The organism is Hyphomonas sp., assembly GCF_013823385.1.
Lineage (GTDB): Bacteria > Pseudomonadota > Alphaproteobacteria > Caulobacterales > Hyphomonadaceae > Hyphomonas.
In genome coordinates, this window is record NZ_PNMA01000002.1 from 159695 (window position 1) to 177675 (window position 17981).

Here is a 17981-nt window from a genome sequence, read left to right on the forward strand (position 1 = left end):
ACAAGAAAACAGCGGCCTCCCTCGGGAAGCCGCTGCAAGGTAAGTGCATGACGGAAATGGAGCCTTCCAGTTCCGAAGCTGCCTCTGCAATGCGTGTGCCAGCTATCGCTCAGAGACAGCCATAGGCCGCCTCCACCAGCGCCGCCGCGCGCGGATCGCCCACCAGAGAGGACGACTGCCGGTTCATCACATAGGCCGCCGCCAGCTCCCGCGCGGGGTCCGCAATCGCCATAGACCCGCCCCAGCCCGAATGGCCCAGCGTCTCCGGGTTGGGGCCAAAACTGCCATGGCTGTTGATCATGATGCCCGCGCCAAACCTGGTATCCATCGGCAGCACCAGGTCCGGCCCGTCCACGCGCGGGCGGATCAGCGCGTCCAGTGTGTCGCGCCGGATCAGCGTCTTGCCCCCGGCAATCTGCCCGCCGCGCGCATAGGCTTCATAAAGGCTCGCCACCGCCAGGGCCGCGCCATGCCCGTTCGCCGAGGGGATTTCGATCTCGCGCCAGGCCCGGCCCGCCCGGTCGGGCGAAGACCATTTATAGACAAACGCCGCCTTCCGCTCCGGCGTCAGATTGCCCAGCGGCGCCAGCGCCTTGGGCCGCAGCATGTCGCCCACGCGCGGCTCGTCGGCTTCGGGCAGGCCGATCTGGAAATCGATGCCCGCCGGGCCGCAAATGTCTTCCTTCAGGATCGTGCCCACGCTGCGCCCGGTGATACGCTTGACCACCTCGCCCAGCATGTAGCCCCAGGTCAGCGGGTGATAGCCATGCGCGCTGCCCGGCGGCCACATCGGGGGCAGGGCGGCAATCGCGGCGGCGCAGGCGGGCGGGTCGAGCCACAGCGCCGGGTCGATCTCCTTCTCGAAGCCCGGCAGGCCCGCCTGATGGCTCACCATCTGGCCAATCGTCACCTCGCCTTTGCCTTCGGCGGCAAATTCGGGCCACACATCGGCCACCGGCGTTTCATAGCCTGCGGGCAGGGTCTCCACCGCCATCGCCAGCACCAGCGCCGAGATGCCCTTGGAGGCAGAATAGATCGGCACAATCGTCGTCTCGTCCCAGACGCGTTCCTTGCCCCGGTCGGCCCAGCCGCCGCGCAGGTCCACCAGCGTCTCTCCGCCGATGCGCAGGGCAAAGCTCGCCCCATGCTCCTCGCCGCTGGCAAAATTCGCCTCGAAGGCTTCGCGCACCGGCTCGAAACCGGGGGCCACATGGCCTGAAATGGGCGTATCAGTCATTCTTCGGGCTCCCTGTCACATTGATTTCGGCCCGGAAACAGGCCACCCCTTCGACCGCAAGAGACCCCATACCGTCAAGGAGGCAAAGCCCCATGTCCACCAAGCACCGTCCGCGCCGTTCCTGCCTCTATATGCCCGGCGCCAATACGCGCGCGCTGGAAAAGGCCCGGGAAATCCCGGCTGACACGCTGATCCTGGACCTCGAAGACGCCGTCGCCCCCGAAGCCAAGGAAGAGGCCCGCGCCGCCATCCTCGCCGCTGTCGCCCAAGGCGGCTATGGAAAGCGCGAGATCGTCATCCGCATGAACGGCCTCGACACGCCCTGGGGCCATGATGATCTGAAAGCCATCGCCACCTCCGGCGCCCATGCCGTGCTCGCGCCCAAGGTCACCGGCCACCGGGACATCGAACGCCTTAACACCCTGCTGCGCGAGGCGGGCGCGCCCGATACAATGGCCCTCTGGGTGATGATCGAAACCCCGCTCGCCATCCTCAACATCAAGGATATCGCAGCCGCTGCCATCGGCACACATCTCGCCGCCTTCGTCATGGGCACGAATGATCTGGCCAAGGAATACCGTGCCCGGATGACGGCTGACCGGCTCGCCTTCCAGACAGCGCTGCAGCTCACCATCGCGGCGGCCCGCGCCTATGGCCTCACCGCGATTGATGGGGTCTATAACGACATCAAGAATGAAAGCGGCTTCCGCGACGAGTGCGAGCAGGGCCGTGATCTTGGCTTTGACGGCAAGACGCTGATCCATCCCAGCCAGGTGGACGAGGCCAACCGCATCTTCGCCCCCAGCCCGCATGATGTCGAACAGGCCAAAGCCGTCATCGAAGCCTTCGCCGATCCCGCCAATGCCGGCAAGGGCGTGCTGAAGGTGAACGGCAAGATGACCGAACTGCTGCACCTGGAAGAAGCCCGCCGTGTGGTCGAGATGGACGCCGCCATCCGCGCGCTCGCCTGACGGGGACGGCCGGGGGAGGGGCGCCCATAAGGCCGCTCTGTCCCCCGTTTTCGTGAGATAAAAGTCCAGCCGTGCCAGGGCGTTATCAGAAAAATGGGCGCATCTTATCCACCCCCGCCGCGCCCATGGTATTTTCTGCGCCATGGACACCGAAGATCAGATCCCGGAAGAAGATGCCCTGAACTACCTGCTCGGCCGGGCGCGGTGGTTCATCCTCAATCTGATCGATTTCATTGACACTGCGCTTGCCCGGCTGCCGGCCTCTCCGCCGCGCCAGGCCATCGCCTATCTCACGCGCCGCGCGCTGCTTCCGGCAGAAGCGGCCCTGCGCCGCGCCATCCTGCTGATCGCCAGCGAGATGGAAATGCCCGTCCCCCGCGCGCCCCGCGCAAAACCCACGCGCCCGCCTGCGCCGCCGCTGCGCAGGCAAGCGCCTGCCGACCGCGCGCCCATCTTCCGGATGAGCGAGCCCCCGCCGCGCCCCGCAAAGGCTGAAAGCATTGTTCCGAAGGCAGACTATCTGCCCGAACACCTTCTGCCCCGTATCTGTATACTGACAGACGACGTTCTGGGCGCGCCGCCTCCGCCGCCCCTGCCTGCGCCGGCAGCCCGCGATCCGGGCGCCCGCTTCTTCCGGCGGCTCGCCGCCCTGCGCCAGGCCTATGACGATCCCCGGCGCGAAGCCCGCCGCTGGCTGCGCCGCAATGCGGCCCCCGCCCCGCGCCCCGCGCCGATCATCTCGGAGAAAATCCCCGGCATGCGCCGCGCCCTCGGGCCAGACGCCCAGGCCCTCCTCCGGGAGCTGACAGAAAAAGCCCTGCGCACCCTCACCCCCAACACCTCCTGACCTGGCTTTGAATGCCCTAGGCCGTCATCCGCCTCCTCTGCTGCGCAGGGGAGGATAAGGGCGTTTCGCCGCCGCCCTCGACACGCCCCCAAAGCCCCCTAAGTCAAAGCCTGAAAAAAGCTCAGGAGGCCCCCATGACCTACATCCTCATCCACAATCCCGGCTGCGGCTCGTCGAAGAAGGGGCTGGAGCTTCTGAAAGCCAACGGCGTTGAGCCGCAGATCCGCAAATACATGTCCGCCGCCGAACGCCTCAGCGTCGAGGAGCTGAAAGACATCGCCAAAAAGATGGGCGCCAAATCCCCGCGCGCCTTCCTGCGGGAGAAGGACGCCGCCGCTGCCGGCCTCCCCGAAACGGCCTCCGATGAAGCGGTCTATGCCGCCATGGCGGAAAACCCGAAACTCATCCAGCGCCCCATCGGCCTCAACGGCAAGAAGGCCGTCCTCGGCCGCCCGAATGAAAAACTGCTCGAGATTGTGTAAGCGCCAGAAGGGGGCAGCCCCTCTCCTCCGTCATCCCGGAATTTGCGCAGCAAATATCCGGGATCCAGCCTTGCGCCACTGGATCCCGGTCTTCGCCTGCGGCGAAACCGGGAAGACGGCTGCTTTGGATCAGCCAATCGATCAAATTTCACCGATTGGCTGAAGGGGATGTTTGCCGGGAAGTGCCATAACCGGCCCCATGTTGCTTATCGCCCTCTCAACTGCCGGTCTCCTCCTTGCCTTTTCGGCCTTCGCCGCCTTCGGGCTGCCCTGGCTTGTCATGGGGGGCCGGGCTTTTGAGGAGTTCCCGCAGCGGCGCGATCAGCACGTAATGGCCGGCATGCTGGCCACCGCCGCCCTCTGCCTTGCCTGCATGCCCCTGCTCGGCTCGGCGCTCACCGCCGCCAGCCCCCAGCTGCAACTCTTCGCCGAGACGGTGCTGGCCGTGCCGGAACGCTTCTGGAGTTAACCGCCGGAAGCGGCTAAAGCCTCGCCCATCAGAAGATGAGGGCAAGCCATGGCGACCAGCACGAAATCCAATCCCGGCAACTTCTTTGAAGATTTCAAGCCCGGCGAAACGCTGATCCACGCCACCCCGCAGACCGTCACCGAGGGCGACATCGCCCTCTATCGCGCGCTGACCGGCAATCGTTACGCCCAGTATTCTTCCGCCGAATTTGCAAAGGCCGCCGGCCTGCCGGGCCTCTGCGTGGACCCGCTCCACGCCTTCCACATCGTCTTCGGCAAGACCGTGCCGGACATCTCCCTCAATGCCGTCGCCAATCTCGGCTATGCCGATGGCCGCATCCTGCGCCCGGTCGAGCCCGGCGATACCCTCCGCGCCAGCTCCGAAGTGATCGGCGTGAAGGAGAATTCCAACGGCAAGACCGGCGTGGTCTGGGTCCGCACCAAGGGCGTCAACCAGCGCGCCGAGGAAGTCATCACCTATGTCCGCTGGGTGATGATCAACAAGCGCGATGCCGCCTCGCCCGCCCCGGCAGAAGTCGTGCCCAGCCTGCCCTCTGCCGTCGCCCCGGCAGACCTTACCGGCTTCCCGGAAATGAAGGCCTGGCCCTTCGCCCAGTCGGGCAGCCGCCATGTCTTCGAGGATTATGAAGTGGGCGAGAAGATCAGCCATGTCGACGGCATGACGGTCGAAGAGGCCGAACACCAGATCGCCACCCGGCTCTACCAGAACACGGCCAAGGTGCATTTCGATGCCCATGGCCAGAAGGCCAGCCGCTTCGGCAAACGCCTCATCTATGGCGGCGTGGTCATCTCGATTGCCCGCTCGCTGGCCTTCAACGGTCTTGAGAATGCCGGGCAGATCCTCGCCATCAATGCCGGCACCCATGTGAACCCGCTGTTCGCCGGTGACACGATCTATGCCTGGAGCGAAGTGCTCGCCAAGGCCGAGCTGTCGGAAACCTGCGGCGCCCTGCGCCTGCGCCTCGTCGCGGTGAAGGATGCAGACCCCGGCGTCTTCATCTACAAGGACGAGACCGGCAAGCACGACCCCCGCGTGCTTCTGGACTTCGACTATTGGGCCGCCATCCCGCGCGCCCGCTAGCGCAAGCGCACCGCCACCCTATATTCGTCCGATGGGCGGCTATCCTCCATATGCGGGCTTCACCGAATTTGCGATTGCGCTCGGCGTGATCCTCTCGGCCATTGTCAGCCTGCTGGGCACTTCCAGCCGCAAGCGCGTGATCGCCCAGGGCGAGGCGCGCCTGCAGGATCTCTCCGAAATGACGGGGATTCTCGATCCCAAACAGCTTTTCGCCGTGTTCGGCCCGCCGGATATGGGCCGGGTCTGGCGCAGCGTGACACTGCTGGACATCCGCCGTGCCCGCACGCCCGCCGGCTGGCTGATGTCGAGTGATCTTGTGGACTATGCCTGCATTCTGGCCGCGTTCATCGGCATGGCCATAAACTACTGGCTTGTTCCACTGCTTTTGCTTGGCGCATTGGGGGTACAGGCCGCTGGCTGGATTGTGTCGGCCCGTGTTCCGAAATAAGGGGCAGGGGGGAGCGCTGTTTCGCGCGTGTGGGGAAATCTAGGAAGCTGCCCATGAAGCTCTGGAAGATGAACGGCGCCGGCAATGCCTTTGCCATTTTCGATGCCCGCTCGACGGCATTCACGCCCACTGTGGAGCAGATCCGGAAGATTGCCGCCGATCTGAAAGCCGATCAGGTGATCGCGATGGAGCGCGACGCCACCAAGGACGTCTTCATGCGCATCTGGAACTCCGATGGCTCGGAAGTCTCCGCCTGCGGCAACGCCACCCGCTGTGTCGGCCTGCTGATGCTGGACGAGACCGGGAAAGACCGCGTGACGATCCAGACCGAGGCCGACATGCTGCGTGCCTCCCGCGCCGAAGGCGGCCTGATCACGGTGGACATGGGCTCCCCCCAGATGGGCTGGGAAGATATTCCCCTGTCGGAAAAGATGGATGTGCGCGGGGTGGACGTGAAGATCGGACCGATCGACGCGCCGATCCTCTCGCGGCCGGCGGTTGTCTCCATGGGCAATCCCCACGCCGTCTTCTTCGTCAAGGATGTGGACGCCTATGACATTCCGGCCATCGGCCCGCTGGTGGAATGGCACCCGCTCTTTCCCAAGGGCACAAATGTCGGCTTTGCCCAGGTGATTGACCGGGAAACCATCCGCCTGCGCGTCTGGGAGCGGGCTGCCGGTCTCACCAAGGCCTGCGGCACCGGCGCCTGCGCCGCCCTCGTCTGCGCCGCCCGCGCCGGGCTGACGGGCCGCAAGGCCCGGATGATCCTCGATGGCGGCGACCTCTTCATCGAGTGGCGCGAGAGCGACGACCATGTCTACATGACCGGCCCGGTCGAGCTGGAATTTGAAGCCGAGATCTGATCCCCCGGCTCAGGGGATTGCGCTGGAGGCTCTCCCGCGCTCAATCTGCACGGCACTTATCAGAGGAAACACTCCCATGCGGCCTGCCTTGACCCTTGCGACCCTCCTTCTCGCGGCGGCGGCCGCCCAGGCCCAATCCATCTCGGTCAACAAGGGGCAGTGGTCCGTCACCCAGGATATGTATTACGAAGTCAGCGCCGCAGGCGAAGTGATCGACATTCCATCCGAACACTCCGCCATCGAGGAATGCTGGTCGCTGGACGAGGAAGTCCTGATCGACGAAAGCATGGTCGAAATGTTCGATGGCTGCGTCTCCACCGGGGCCACCGCAAGGCAGTTCGGCCTGGAAATCGGCCTCGCCTGCAATTTTGACGGCATCAATGTCGATGGCGCCGCGCTGTTCGCAGTCTCCCATGGCCGGGACAGCTTTGCCGCCCAGATTTACCTTGCCAGCCCCAGCGGCGATGAAATCGATTTTCAGAGCCACATCCTGATGATCGGCCACCGCACCGGCACCTGCAAAGCCCCCGGCTGACGCTCAGCAGGCCTATCTGCTTGCAATTTGGCCCCATCGGCGCGATCTGACGGGCTCATGGCTGACACCGCCCCACCTTCCGGCCCGACCGTCATCACGCTCGGATGCCGCCTCAACACCTACGAGTCCGAGGTGATGCGCCGCCATGCGCAGGAGGCAGGCCTTGGCGATGCGGTCATCGTCAACACCTGCGCGGTCACCTCCGAAGCCGTGCGCGGCGCCCGCCAGGCCATCCGCCGGGCCGCGCGGGAAAATCCCGGCGCGCCCATCCTCGTCACCGGATGCGCCGCCCAGACTGACCCGCAAGCCTTCGCGGCCATGCCGGAAGTCACCCGCGTCATCGGCAATCATGACAAGATGAAAGCCGAAACCTGGAAACCGGCAGACCTGCTCGGCGGGGAAGAGAAGGTCCGGGTGAACGACATCATGAGCGTGCGCGAAACCGCCGCCCATCTGATCGATGGCATGGAAGGGCGCGCGCGCGCCTATGTCCAGGTCCAGAATGGCTGCGACCATCGCTGCACCTTCTGCATCATTCCCTATGGCCGCGGAAATTCCCGTTCGGTGCCGGCAGGGGAGGTGGTCGCCCAGGTCCGCACCCTCGTCGCCAGCGGACATCATGAAGTGGTGCTGACGGGCGTGGACCTCACCAGCTGGGGCGCAGACCTTCCGGGCACGCCGCAACTCGGCAATCTGGTTCAGCGCCTCCTGAAGCTCGTGCCGGATCTCCGCCAGCTGCGCATATCCTCCATCGACGCCATCGAGATGGATGAGGCCCTGCTTGAGGCGATGACAGATTCGCGCGTCGCGCCTTACCTTCACCTCTCGCTGCAGCATGGCGACAATCTCATCCTCAAGCGGATGAAACGCCGCCACAGCCGGGAAGACGCCATTCAGCTTACGGAACGTCTGCGGACCTTACGGCCAGATATTGCTCTGGGGGCGGACATCATCGCCGGTTTCCCCACGGAAACCGAAGCGCATTTTGAAAACTCTCTCCGCCTGGTGGAGGAATGCGGTCTCTCTTTCCTGCACGCCTTCCCCTACAGCCCGCGCCCCGGAACGCCGGCGGCTAGAATGCCCCAACTCGCCAAACCCCTGATCAAGGAACGCGCCGCACGCCTGCGCGCAGCTGGTGATGCCGCGCTGATCCGGCATTTTGATCGCCATCTCGGAGAGGTGCGCGAAGCCCTTGTTGAGCGCGGCAGCATGGCCCGCCTTTCAGACTTCACCCAGGTAAAACTCAGCTGGCCGGATGGGGCAGGGAATGATGCGGCTGGACGTGTCGTCCCCGTACAGATAACCGGCCATGACGGCAAACAGCTATTTGGAACACCCCTCCCATGATCCTCTGGTTCGGTAAGAAAAAGAAACTCGAAGAAGCCAAGGCCGCTGGCGAAGCCATGAAGGCGCCGGAGCTGACGGCCGAAGAACTCGCCGCGCAAGAAGCTGCCGCTGCTGAGAAGGCAGAGATCGAGCGCAAGGTCGCCGAGGCCAACCGCGCCTGGGAAGAGCGCCAGCGCCGGGAAGCTCAGGAGGCGGAGGATGAAGCTGTCCGCGCCAAGGCCGCCGCCGAACTGAAACTGCTGGAAGAGCGCCGCGAGCATGAACGCCTGCGCGCCGAAGCCGCCGAGGCCGCGCGTCTCGCCGCAGAAGCCGAAGCCAATGATCCGGGCCTCTTCGGCCGCCTCGGCGAAGGCCTCGCCCGCTCCACCGCCAAGCTCACCGAAGGCATCGCCGCCCTTGGCCGGCGGAAGCTCGACGAGGAGACGCTGGAGGAGTTACAGGACCTGCTCATCACCTCCGATATGGGCGCCAAGGTCGCCGCGCGCGTCACCAAGGGGCTCGCCAAGGGCCGGTTTGACAAGGAAATCTCCGGAGACGAAATCCGCCTCGCCCTGGCCGAGGAGATCGAAGAGATTCTCAAACCCCGCGAAAAGGTGGTCGACTTTTCAGACGGCCCGCGCCCGCGCATCGTTTTGTTCGTGGGCGTCAATGGCTCTGGCAAGACGACGACCATCGGCAAGATCGCCTCCAAACTGAAGGATCAGGGCGCCAAGGCGCTGCTGGTTGCCGGCGACACCTTCCGCGCCGCCGCCGTTGAGCAGCTCAAAGTCTGGGGCGCGCGCGCCGACATTCCGGTGCTCGCCAAGGAAACCGGCGCTGACGCGGCCGGCCTCGTCTATGAGGCGGTGGAACGGGCCAAAGCCCAGGATCTCGATCTTGTCCTCGTCGATACCGCCGGCCGCCTGCAGAACAAGGCGGAGCTGATGTCGGAGCTTGCCAAGGTCGTCCGTGTCGTGAGGAAAATTGATCCAGATGCCCCGCATGACGTGATCCTGGTGCTCGATGCCACTGTCGGCCAGAACGCGCTCTCCCAGGTCGAAGCCTTCCGGCACACGGCAGGGGTGACCGGCCTCGTGATGACCAAACTCGACGGCACCGCCAAAGGCGGCGTCCTGGTCGCCATCGCCGAAGCCCACGACCTGCCCATCCATTTCATCGGCATCGGCGAAAAGGCAGAAGACCTCCGCCCGTTCAGCGCGGAGGCCTTCGCAAAGGCGCTGGTGGGGATCAAGGCGCCGTAGGCTTACTCGGCGGCCTTTGCCACGCCCCGGCCATCGTCAAATATCTCTTCAATATGCCGCTCGAACAAACGGGCGATGGCGAAGGCGAGCGGCAGGGAAGGGTCATACTTGCCGGTTTCGATGGCATTGACCGACTGGCGGGACACGTCCAGCAGGTCAGCCAGGTGCTGCTGGCTCCAGCCACGTTCTGCCCTCAGGGTACGGATATTGTTTTCCATGGCGCGTCCCCTCAGACGATCTTGCCAAGAGACTGGCGGAGATGGGCAAGCCCATAGAAGAAGAAAAAGCCCGGTCCGAACAGGAAGAGGGGAATGTCGGGGATCACGTTGAACCGCTCAAGGAAGCCCAGAATGAAGATGGCCCCGGTCAGCATCACGCCGCCCTCCGACAGGGCCTGCAATTGCCGCATCCGCGTGTATTCGTCTGTCTCCCGCACCAGCCGCAGGATGGCCATCAGGATGGCGATCAGCGGAAGGGCGATGGCTATGGCCGCGCCCATGCGCACGCCGGTTGAGGCGGTGTCTATGTCAATAAAGGTGAAAGCCACGGCGATGGCGACACAATAGAATGCCATCATCGGGACGAAGATCATCAGGTAGCGCTTGTTGGCGGTACGAAAGCCTTTGGGTTGGGTCACTGGGAAAGCTCCATGTCAAGTTTCCTTGTCTATATGACAAGCATCCTTGTCATGTAAAGGGACCTTTACAAAAAATCTTTGGTGCCGCCTTGGCAAAGAAAATCCCGGCGCGGCAGGGCCGGCCGGGATGATCAGAGTCCTTTGGGAAAGGGGCGGGGCCTATTCCGCCGCCATCGCACTCGCAGGCGCCGCCCGTGCCCCGCGCACCAGGCGGCCGGGCAGCTTGCCGGTCGGGTCGCCGTCGCGGTGGGTGATCTCGCCCTGGAGGATGGTGGCGGTATAGCCCGAGGCGCGCTGCATCAGGCGCCGCCCGCCCGCCGGCAGATCGTGGATCACATTCGGCAAGTGCAGCTTCATATTGGCAAGATCAATGACGTTGAGGTCAGCCCGGTATCCCGGCGCAATCAGGCCCCGGTCCCAGAGCCCGATCCATTCGGCCGTCAGCCGCGCCTGGCGATGCACGATGCTCTCGACACTGAGTTTCTGGCCCTTCTTCCGGTCGCGCACCCAATGGGTCAGCATGGTGGAGGTGAACGAGCCGTCGCAGATCATGCCGACATGCGCGCCGCCATCAGAGAGGCCGGGCAGGGTGGCCGGGCTCTGCATCATTTCAAGAATCGGATCGAGGGTTCCCTGCGCATAGTTGAGGAAAGGCAGGTAGAGCACGCCGCTGCCCTCCCGCTCCAGCATCAGGTCAAGCGCCACGGCCTCAGGCGAAACGCCGCGCGCCTCGGCCATGGCGGCCAGCGTGCTTTCCGGGCCGGGCTCATAGTTTACAGGGTCTGACAGCTGGAAGATCTTGCCGAAATTGCGCACCATCGATTTCAGGAACGGATTATCCGTCTGCGGCGCATCGGCCAGAAGGCGCGCGCGGAAGTCGAGGTCGCGCAGGCGCGTCACACGCTCCGCCAGCGGAAGATCGGCAATCTCCCGATAGGTCGGGTGGGCACTGAAGGGGTTCAGCGTCAGCTCCAGCCCCAGCAGCACGCCCACCGGGCGCGGCGCCACCTGCGCGCGGATCGGCACGCCCTCGGCCGCTGCCGCCTCAATCGCGCCCAGCAAGTGCCGCCAGCCATTGGGCGCCACATCGGACTGTGCCAGCGAAACAGAGAGCGGCCGGCCAGTCTTTTCCACGATCCGGCGCAGCATCGCGGCTTCCTTCTGCGGATCGTCAAAGTCCGACACGAATTGCAGCACGCCCCGGCCCGCTTCCGCCAGGCCCATGCCGATACCGGTCAGCTCGGCTTCCGAGGCGGTCAGTGTCGGCGTCGGCTGGCCATCCGAGGTGCGGTGGTTCAGCGTGCGCGACGTGGAAAAACCCATCGCGCCGGCCATCACAGCCTCCTTGGCGAGCTTGGCCATGGCGGCAATATCGTCCGGGGTCGCATCTTCCCGGTTGGCGCCGCGATCGCCCATCACGAACACGCGCAGCGCCGCATGGGGCAGCTGCGCGCACACGTCTGTGTCAAAGCGGCGGGTGGATAGGAAATCGAGATAGTCCGGGAAACTCTCCCAGGTCCAGGGAAGGCCCTGCGCCAGAACGGGGAAGGGGATGTCCTCCACGCCTTCCATCAGGCGGATGAGGCGGTCATGGTCCTCGCTCTTACAGGGGGCAAAACCCACGCCGCAATTACCCATCACGACGGTGGTGACGCCGTGCAGGGAGGAAGGGCTGATCGCCTCCCCCCAGGTCACCTGGCCATCATAATGGGTGTGCAGGTCCACAAAGCCTGGCGTCACGATCTGTCCGCGCGCGTCGATCTCCTCGATGCCCTTGCCGCTGACCTTGCCGACCTGCGTGATGACGCCGCCGGAAACGGCCACATCGCCCTCGAAGGCCGGCCCGCCGCTGCCATCGATGATGGTGCCGCCGCGAATGATCAGATCCTGCGTTGCCATGGGCTTAGTCCTCCGGTCGTCTTTATCTGCGGTCAGGATGCCTCAAGGGCAGGGGGTGTCAAACCCTGACGCCGCGACCCCCTCTGCCAAAAAGGGTGCCCGAACGGGAAAGCGCGGAGCAGGCTGGCGAGCCGCTCCGCGCTTTGGATGTCTCAGCAGACGCGGCTTAAGGCGCGCTGATCAGCCGGTCTTCCAGCCCATCCCGCTCGCGGCCACCGAACACGGCGGCGCCAGCGGCCACAAAGGCGCCGATCATCATCGCCAGCGCGGTGGCAATGGCCAGCGTCGCGCTGGCGGCGCGGGCCGCATCGACTTCATCCCGGGCTGCCTCGCGGGCCTCGGCGATCTCGGTGAAAGCCAGCTGCACGCGGGCTTCGGCTTCGCTGTCGCTCATCCCGGTCCATTCGATCACGTCGGCGGTGAGCCAGGCGCGGTCTTCTGCGGTCACGGCCTCTTCATCGGCAATCGCGCGGATGACCAGTCGGCCTGCCTGCTCGCGGGCACCGTCCAGCGTGATCGGATTGCCGCCGGGGAGGCGGTAAAGCCGGTCGGTGATCACGACGGGCGGGGCAAGCGCGTCGTCCTCGGAGGCAACGGCGGCGGCAGTGACGGCCGTGGCCGCTGCCGATCCGCCTGCTGCGGCAAGTCCGGCCACGGCAAACATGAAGGCGCTCGCCACGGCCCAGGTGAGAAAGCCGTGAACACTGTCCCGGAAGAAAACCTCGTCCCGGTGGATCGTCCAGCGGCGGCGCATACGGCCAGCGAGATAACCCCCGGCGATGGAGGCAAAGATCTGGGTGAAGATCAGCCAGATAACGGTGACAACGCCAATCGTCGTCAGCGACAGCCCATCTTCGGCGAAGGGCGACATCGCGCCAAAGCCAAAGGCAGAGCCGAGGACGACAAGAACGATCGTCAGGCCGAGCGCGGCAAACGCGCCGGCAAAGATGGCAGACCAGCTGATCGCCGGGCCTTCCCAGCGCGAAGGGTTTGCGCCCGCAGGCGCATGAATGGGTGCATCGGTCATGATGTGCGCCTCTGTTAGAAGATGAGAAGAATGAGAAGGATCAGCGGGATCGGAACCCCGAGAAACCAGAGTAAAATGCCCTTGCCCATGATGGGTGTTTCCTCCTGTGACTAACCCACGCCCGCCACGTCTCGTCGAAAGGTAACGCCCCGCTCTCCGTTAGGTTCCCGCCTGCCTGCCCGCCTGCCTGTGACCGCAATCGGGGGCTTCGTCCGCCAAAGGAGGAAACGCAGGGCGCAGAAGGGGAGGCGGCATGTCTCTACGCCTTGCGCCGCCGCTTCCCTCTGCCCGCAAACCGGCCTAAGCGGGGCGCCGATGTCTGCTTCGCTCCTCCCGGTTGTTCTCTGTCTTCTCTCTGCGCTGACCGTCGCAATCACCAATGTGATGGTGAAGCGCGGCGGTGATGTGCTCACCGCGCGGGCGATTGTTGCCATCGTCATGGGGCTCAGCGTCCTGCCGCTCCTGCCCTTCGCGCCCCTGCCACCTCCGGAGACCTGGCCGCTGATTGCCGTCTCGGTCGTGGTGCACTGGTTCTATCAGTTCTCGGCCATCCGGGCGCTGCACCGGGGCGCGCTCTCGCTGGTGTTTCCGGTGATGCGGGGCCTCGGCCCGCTGGCCACAGCGGTGCTCGCCGCCATCTGGCTGCGCGAAAGCCTCTCGCCCATCCAGATTGCGGGCCTCCTCGTGGCCTCGCTCTCCATCCTCGTCTTCGCGCTGCCGACGGGACTTACCGAAGCTGCGCGCCGTCTTGACCGGGCGGCCCTCTTCTGGGCGCTGATGACGGCCATCGGCGTCGGCCTTTATGCCGTGGCCGATACGCGCGCCGCCCGCGCGATGGAAACGCCGCTGACATTTGTCGTCTGGCTGTTCCTGCTCGACTGGATCGGCGTCACGCTGGTGCTCCTCTGGCAACGCAAGGGCAGGGTGATCGCCTGCCTGCGCAAGGAAGCGCGCGCCGGCGCCATTGGCGGGGTTGCCGGCTCGCTCTCCTATGGCATGGCGATCTATGCCTACACGCTGACGGACGCGGCGATGGTAACGGCGCTGCGGGAAACCTCCGTGGTCTTCGCCGCCGCCTTCGGGGCCTGGCTGCTGAAGGAAGGCTTTGGCAGGCGGCGCATCGTGGCAGCGGCCACGCTTGCGGCCGGGCTCGTGCTGATGCAGGCGGCAGGCTGACGGAACCTTTCATTCATGAGAAGACGGTAGCGAGCTGAACTGGAAGCTGCTCCCGCGCGTAAGGAATGCCATGACCGAGATGACCCCGCCCCCTTCGCCCGCCAATGGCATCGGCACGGCCGCTGACAAGGCCAACCAGATCTGGGGCGACTTCATCCCCGTGATCGGTTTCATCCTTACTTACAACGTGTTCCGCCGCGTGGAACTGCTCGACGGGCTGATCAACAAGGACACCGCCATCTACTGGGCCACCGGCGTGCTGATCGTGCTGATGCTCGGTTTCCTCGGCAAGCAGATCATCGAGCGCAAGCCTGTCTCGCAGATGATGGTGTTTTCCTCCGCCATCGTCGGCGGTTTCGGCCTTATCGGCATCCTGCTCCAGGAGAAGGCCTTCATCTATGTGAAGCCGACGATCCAGCAGATTTTCATGGCCGGCATGATCTTCATCCCGCTGCTGTTTGGAAAAAACCTCTGGAAGTCGCTTTTCTCCAAAGTGTTTGATCTGCCCGATTTTGCCTGGCGCACGCTGGCCATCCGCTGGGGCCTCTTCTTCATCGCGATGGCAGTGTGGAACGAATATCTCTGGCGCATGTATGCGCCCGGCTTTGAAAGCCCTCTGGTGCTGGCCGGCATTCCTGTGGCACCGGCGGGTTCCTACGAATTCCTTGGCCTGACATTCGGCGCGAAGAATGCCGAAGATGTCTGGGCCAACTGGAAGCTCGGCAACATGGTGATCGTCTTCCTCTTCGGCGCGCTGAACACGCCCTACACGCTCAAGCACCTGCGCACGGACGAAGAAGCGTAGGCTCCCTGCAGGCCCCGATCTTGCGCGATCCTCTCTGTCACACTCGATACGCTAAAAGCCTCTCGAGTGTGACGATAGAGGGAAGAGGAGCGGGCAAGGTTGCAGGCTTCCGCCAGGTCTCTTTCCCTAGCGCGAGACCTTATCCGTACCCGGCGGGTTACCAAATGGGGGGAATATCTTCAGATGCCGGGTCTGGGCAAAATGCGTCAAAGCCCATACAGCGGTCGGGAAGGCCATCTGTGACCAGGGGATGTCGGCCCAGCGGACGAGTTTCACCTCTTCGCTTTCCGGTCCTGGCGCGATGTCTGACAATAGTCTGGCGCGGAACATGATCTGCACCTGTGAAATGCGGGGCACGGAATAGACGCCGAGAACGCCGTCGAGCTCGATTTCGGCCATCGCTTCCTCGCGGGCTTCACGCCGCGCGGCGTCTTCAACGCTCTCGCCTTCCTCCATGAATCCGGCCGGAAGGGTCCAGAACCCCTTGCGGGGTTCGATTGCACGCCTACAGATGAGGATTAGGTCGTCCTTGATAACGACCGATCCGGTCACAATCTTAGGATTCACGTAATCAATAAAATTGCATCGATTGCAGATTCTCCGCGCCCGATCGTCCCCATCTGGCACATCAAGGCGAAAATCTGTGTTCTGGAAAGGAGTTGGCAATTGATCAGTCATCCAATCTTTATCCTGTCGCCTATATGGAGAATGTGTTTGATCCGCCTACGGGCCTCTTGTTAACGCCCCGGAACACGGATCGGCCCCTTTCCCAGTCCCGTCCTCCCCGGACACCTAACAATACACTAACCAATCAAGGAACCCAGTCATGAGCTTCAATCTCAACGCTTCGCCCAGCCACCTTCTTCACCGCGCCCAGCAGATCGCTGCCAATCATTCGGCCGCTGCTCTGAAATCGGCCGGCGTCACGCTGCGTCAGTTTTCTGTTCTCGCGGCCCTCTCGGGCAATGAAGGCGTCAGCCAGTCTGATCTGGTCAATGCCACCGGCATCGACCGCTCCACCCTCGCCGACATGGTTGCCCGTATGGAAACCGCCGGCCTCATCAAGCGCGCCGATTCCAAAACCGACGCCCGCGCCAAATCCGTCAGCCTGACGGCAAAAGGCAAGAAAGCCTATGACAAGGCCCTCCCGGCCGTCACCAAGGCTGACGACGCCCTCTTCTCCACCCTGGCAAAAGCCAAGCAGGACGCCCTGCTGCAAGGCCTGACCGGCCTCGTCGACGACTCCGAGAAGAAAGAAGCCGCTCCGGCTGCGCCGAAGGCTCCGAAAGCGCCCAAGGCTGCCAAAGCCCCGAAAGCTGTCAAAGCCGCTGCGCCGAAAGCCAAGAAAGCCCCTGCCAAGAAAAAGGCTGCCAAGGCTGAAGTGAAAAAAGCTCCGGTCGCCGTGAAGAAGGCCCCGGTTGCCAAGAAAGCCGCTGCGAAGAAGAAGTAAGCTTCTTCCTTCGTCAGAAGGTCATGAGCGGGGCGCCTCAAGCGCCCCGCTTACTTTTTGGGTCAGTGCTTCGTCCAGCGGCCCGCCGATATGCAGGATGATCTCGCCCTCGGCAGAGATCACGAAGGTTTCCGGAACGCCTGTCAGCCCGAAATCCAGCCCGCCCCGGCCGTCCGGGTCCAGCGCCACCTGGGTGTAGGGATTGCCCAGCCGCTCCAGGAATTTCGCCCCGTCGGCCACCTTGTCCTTGTAGAGAACGCCGTAGACCTGGCCGGGATGCTGCTCGCCGAGGGCCACAAGGTATTTGTGCTCGGCCTCACACGGCGCGCACCAGCTGGCAAAGAGGTTCACCACCACAGGCCGGCCGCCGGGGGGAGGGGCAAAGGCAATCTCGCCGCTCCCATCCATCAGCGGGAAGACATGTTCGGGCGCGGCCCGCGAGACACGCTCGAACTCGCCCTTGGTGGGGCGGATCATCTGCCAGCCGCCAAATCCTGCCACAACCACCAAAGCGACCACCGGCAAAGCGTAGAGCCAGCGTTTCATGTCCGCAGGTCCTCGTCATTGGCCACCAGCGCGTCGAGACGCTTCTTCGTCGCCCGCGCCGCCAGCCAGGCCTGAAGGCAGGCCCCTGCAATCATCAGCGCGCCGATCAGATAGCAGGCCCAGATATAGGCGGCGTTCTTGTCAAATTCCGGCATCGGCTCAGCCCTCCAGCGCGCTTGCGGTCAGGCGCGCAATCCGCCGCTGACGGATTTCCGTCCGCATATGGGTCATCACCAGGCCGCCGAAGAGTAGCCCGTGGCCAAGGCCGGAGACCAGAAGCGGGGTGAGGTAGACGGCCGCCATCTTGGGCCCATCGGCGGTGATCACGCTGGCGGGCTGGTGCAGCGAGGTGAAGAGGTCCACGGAGAATTTGATCAGCGGCACATTGATCGCGCCCACCATGGCAAGGATCGCCCCGGCGCGGGCCGCCTTCTGGCGCGAATCCATCGAGGCGCGCAGGGCCATGTATCCGAGGAACAGGAAGAGGAGGAACAGGACGGACATCATCCGTGCGTCGTCCCATTGCCACCAGGTGCCCCAGGTGGGCTTCCCCCAGATCGAGCCGGTGGCGAGGCACAGCGCCGTCCACACCGCGCCCAGCGGCGCAATCGCCTTGGCGGCAATGTCGGCCAGCTCATGGCGCCAGATGAACCAGACGAAACTCGCCACCGCGAGGGCCGAATAGCTCGCCATCGACAGCCAGGCGGCGGGCACATGGATGAACATCACCCGCATGATGTCGCCGCCCTGATACTCGTCCTTCGGCACGATCCAGAGGCCCTGCCAAAGGCCCCACAGGATGCAGAGCGCGCCCGCGCCATAGAAGAGGGGCGCCGCCACGGCGGAGAATTTCAGAAACTTGTGCGGATTGGCGAAGGCAGACCACATGGTGTTACCGAG

General features: G+C 64.3%; 22 protein-coding genes. 13 read left to right on the forward strand and 9 right to left on the reverse strand.

From position 1 onward, the window contains the following. Positions 1-109: 109 nt before the first annotated feature. Positions 110-1237 carry a serine hydrolase gene (locus tag C0456_RS02660; RefSeq protein WP_291047962.1) on the reverse strand — a complete coding sequence of 376 codons (1128 nt, stop codon included), beginning with the start codon at positions 1235-1237 and terminating at the stop codon, positions 110-112. A gap of 92 nt (positions 1238-1329) precedes the next feature. Between C0456_RS02660 and C0456_RS02665 the strand changes: the two genes are divergently transcribed. The 10 genes from C0456_RS02665 to ftsY all read left to right on the forward strand — a co-directional run bounded on the left by C0456_RS02665 (position 1330) and on the right by ftsY (position 9541). After that, a complete protein-coding gene (locus C0456_RS02665; protein ID WP_291047964.1) occupies positions 1330-2208 on the forward strand; it encodes a CoA ester lyase in 879 nt (292 codons plus the stop codon). A 142-nt stretch (positions 2209-2350) separates the two neighbouring features. Continuing rightward, complete coding sequence (locus C0456_RS02670) at positions 2351-3055, forward strand: hypothetical protein (RefSeq protein ID WP_291047968.1); 705 nt, start codon at positions 2351-2353, stop codon at positions 3053-3055. Positions 3056-3189: 134 nt separating this feature from the next. Further along, a complete protein-coding gene (locus C0456_RS02675) occupies positions 3190-3537 on the forward strand; it encodes an ArsC/Spx/MgsR family protein (RefSeq protein WP_291047970.1) in 348 nt (115 codons plus the stop codon). 199 nt (positions 3538-3736) lie between these two features. Next, positions 3737-4006: a hypothetical protein gene (locus C0456_RS02680; protein WP_291047972.1), complete on the forward strand. Its 270-nt coding sequence runs from the start codon at positions 3737-3739 to the stop codon at positions 4004-4006. Between the two features lie 48 nt (positions 4007-4054). Then, positions 4055-5107: a MaoC family dehydratase gene (locus tag C0456_RS02685; protein WP_291047974.1), complete on the forward strand. Its 1053-nt coding sequence runs from the start codon at positions 4055-4057 to the stop codon at positions 5105-5107. A gap of 31 nt (positions 5108-5138) precedes the next feature. Then, positions 5139-5555: a hypothetical protein gene (locus C0456_RS02690; protein ID WP_291047976.1), complete on the forward strand. Its 417-nt coding sequence runs from the start codon at positions 5139-5141 to the stop codon at positions 5553-5555. A gap of 53 nt (positions 5556-5608) precedes the next feature. Further along, positions 5609-6418 (forward strand): diaminopimelate epimerase, encoded by an 810-nt coding sequence (gene dapF / locus C0456_RS02695; RefSeq protein WP_291047978.1) that lies wholly within the window; start codon positions 5609-5611, stop codon positions 6416-6418. A 76-nt stretch (positions 6419-6494) separates the two neighbouring features. Beyond that, on the forward strand, positions 6495-6953 hold the full coding sequence (locus C0456_RS02700; protein ID WP_291047980.1) for a hypothetical protein: 459 nt from the start codon (positions 6495-6497) through the stop codon (positions 6951-6953). Positions 6954-7010: 57 nt separating this feature from the next. After that, positions 7011-8300, forward strand: a complete 1290-nt coding sequence (gene mtaB / locus C0456_RS02705) for a tRNA (N(6)-L-threonylcarbamoyladenosine(37)-C(2))-methylthiotransferase MtaB (RefSeq protein ID WP_291047982.1) — start codon at positions 7011-7013, stop codon at positions 8298-8300. Next, on the forward strand, positions 8297-9541 hold the full coding sequence (gene ftsY / locus C0456_RS02710) for a signal recognition particle-docking protein FtsY (protein WP_291047986.1): 1245 nt from the start codon (positions 8297-8299) through the stop codon (positions 9539-9541). Before mtaB ends, ftsY begins: the two co-directional genes overlap by 4 nt. A gap of 2 nt (positions 9542-9543) precedes the next feature. Here ftsY and C0456_RS02715 read toward each other — a convergent pair whose 3' ends face one another. The 4 genes from C0456_RS02715 to C0456_RS02730 all read right to left on the reverse strand — a co-directional run bounded on the left by C0456_RS02715 (position 9544) and on the right by C0456_RS02730 (position 13104). Next, entirely contained in the window at positions 9544-9759 is a 216-nt protein-coding gene (locus C0456_RS02715; protein ID WP_291047988.1) for a helix-turn-helix transcriptional regulator, read from the reverse strand. 11 nt (positions 9760-9770) lie between these two features. After that, on the reverse strand, positions 9771-10178 hold the full coding sequence (locus C0456_RS02720; protein ID WP_291047989.1) for a hypothetical protein: 408 nt from the start codon (positions 10176-10178) through the stop codon (positions 9771-9773). Positions 10179-10337: 159 nt separating this feature from the next. Further along, positions 10338-12077: an amidohydrolase family protein gene (locus C0456_RS02725; protein WP_291047991.1), complete on the reverse strand. Its 1740-nt coding sequence runs from the start codon at positions 12075-12077 to the stop codon at positions 10338-10340. A gap of 166 nt (positions 12078-12243) precedes the next feature. Further along, a complete protein-coding gene (locus tag C0456_RS02730) occupies positions 12244-13104 on the reverse strand; it encodes a hypothetical protein (RefSeq protein ID WP_291047994.1) in 861 nt (286 codons plus the stop codon). A gap of 315 nt (positions 13105-13419) precedes the next feature. On the opposite strand from C0456_RS02730, the gene C0456_RS02735 reads away from it, so the two are divergent. Then, positions 13420-14280, forward strand: a complete 861-nt coding sequence (locus tag C0456_RS02735; protein WP_291047996.1) for a DMT family transporter — start codon at positions 13420-13422, stop codon at positions 14278-14280. 70 nt (positions 14281-14350) lie between these two features. Next, complete coding sequence (locus C0456_RS02740) at positions 14351-15085, forward strand: septation protein IspZ (protein WP_291047998.1); 735 nt, start codon at positions 14351-14353, stop codon at positions 15083-15085. Positions 15086-15211: 126 nt separating this feature from the next. On the opposite strand, the gene C0456_RS02745 is transcribed toward C0456_RS02740, so the two are convergent. Next, entirely contained in the window at positions 15212-15763 is a 552-nt protein-coding gene (locus C0456_RS02745) for an NUDIX domain-containing protein (RefSeq protein ID WP_367179191.1), read from the reverse strand. A gap of 148 nt (positions 15764-15911) precedes the next feature. Between C0456_RS02745 and C0456_RS02750 the strand changes: the two genes are divergently transcribed. After that, positions 15912-16535 carry a MarR family winged helix-turn-helix transcriptional regulator gene (locus tag C0456_RS02750; protein ID WP_291048002.1) on the forward strand — a complete coding sequence of 208 codons (624 nt, stop codon included), beginning with the start codon at positions 15912-15914 and terminating at the stop codon, positions 16533-16535. Between the two features lie 21 nt (positions 16536-16556). On the opposite strand, the gene C0456_RS02755 is transcribed toward C0456_RS02750, so the two are convergent. Genes C0456_RS02755 through ccmC form a run of 3 tightly spaced genes read right to left on the reverse strand, consistent with a single transcriptional unit; the run spans position 16557 to position 17969 of the window. Further along, the gene (locus tag C0456_RS02755; protein WP_291048004.1) at positions 16557-17081 is read right to left on the reverse strand and encodes a redoxin family protein; all 525 of its coding nucleotides are present in this window, start codon (positions 17079-17081) and stop codon (positions 16557-16559) included. Continuing rightward, complete coding sequence (gene ccmD, locus C0456_RS02760) at positions 17078-17236, reverse strand: heme exporter protein CcmD (RefSeq protein WP_291048007.1); 159 nt, start codon at positions 17234-17236, stop codon at positions 17078-17080. Before ccmD ends, C0456_RS02755 begins: the two co-directional genes overlap by 4 nt. A gap of 4 nt (positions 17237-17240) precedes the next feature. Next, a complete protein-coding gene (gene ccmC / locus C0456_RS02765) occupies positions 17241-17969 on the reverse strand; it encodes a heme ABC transporter permease CcmC (RefSeq protein ID WP_291048009.1) in 729 nt (242 codons plus the stop codon). Positions 17970-17981 lie beyond the last annotated feature (12 nt).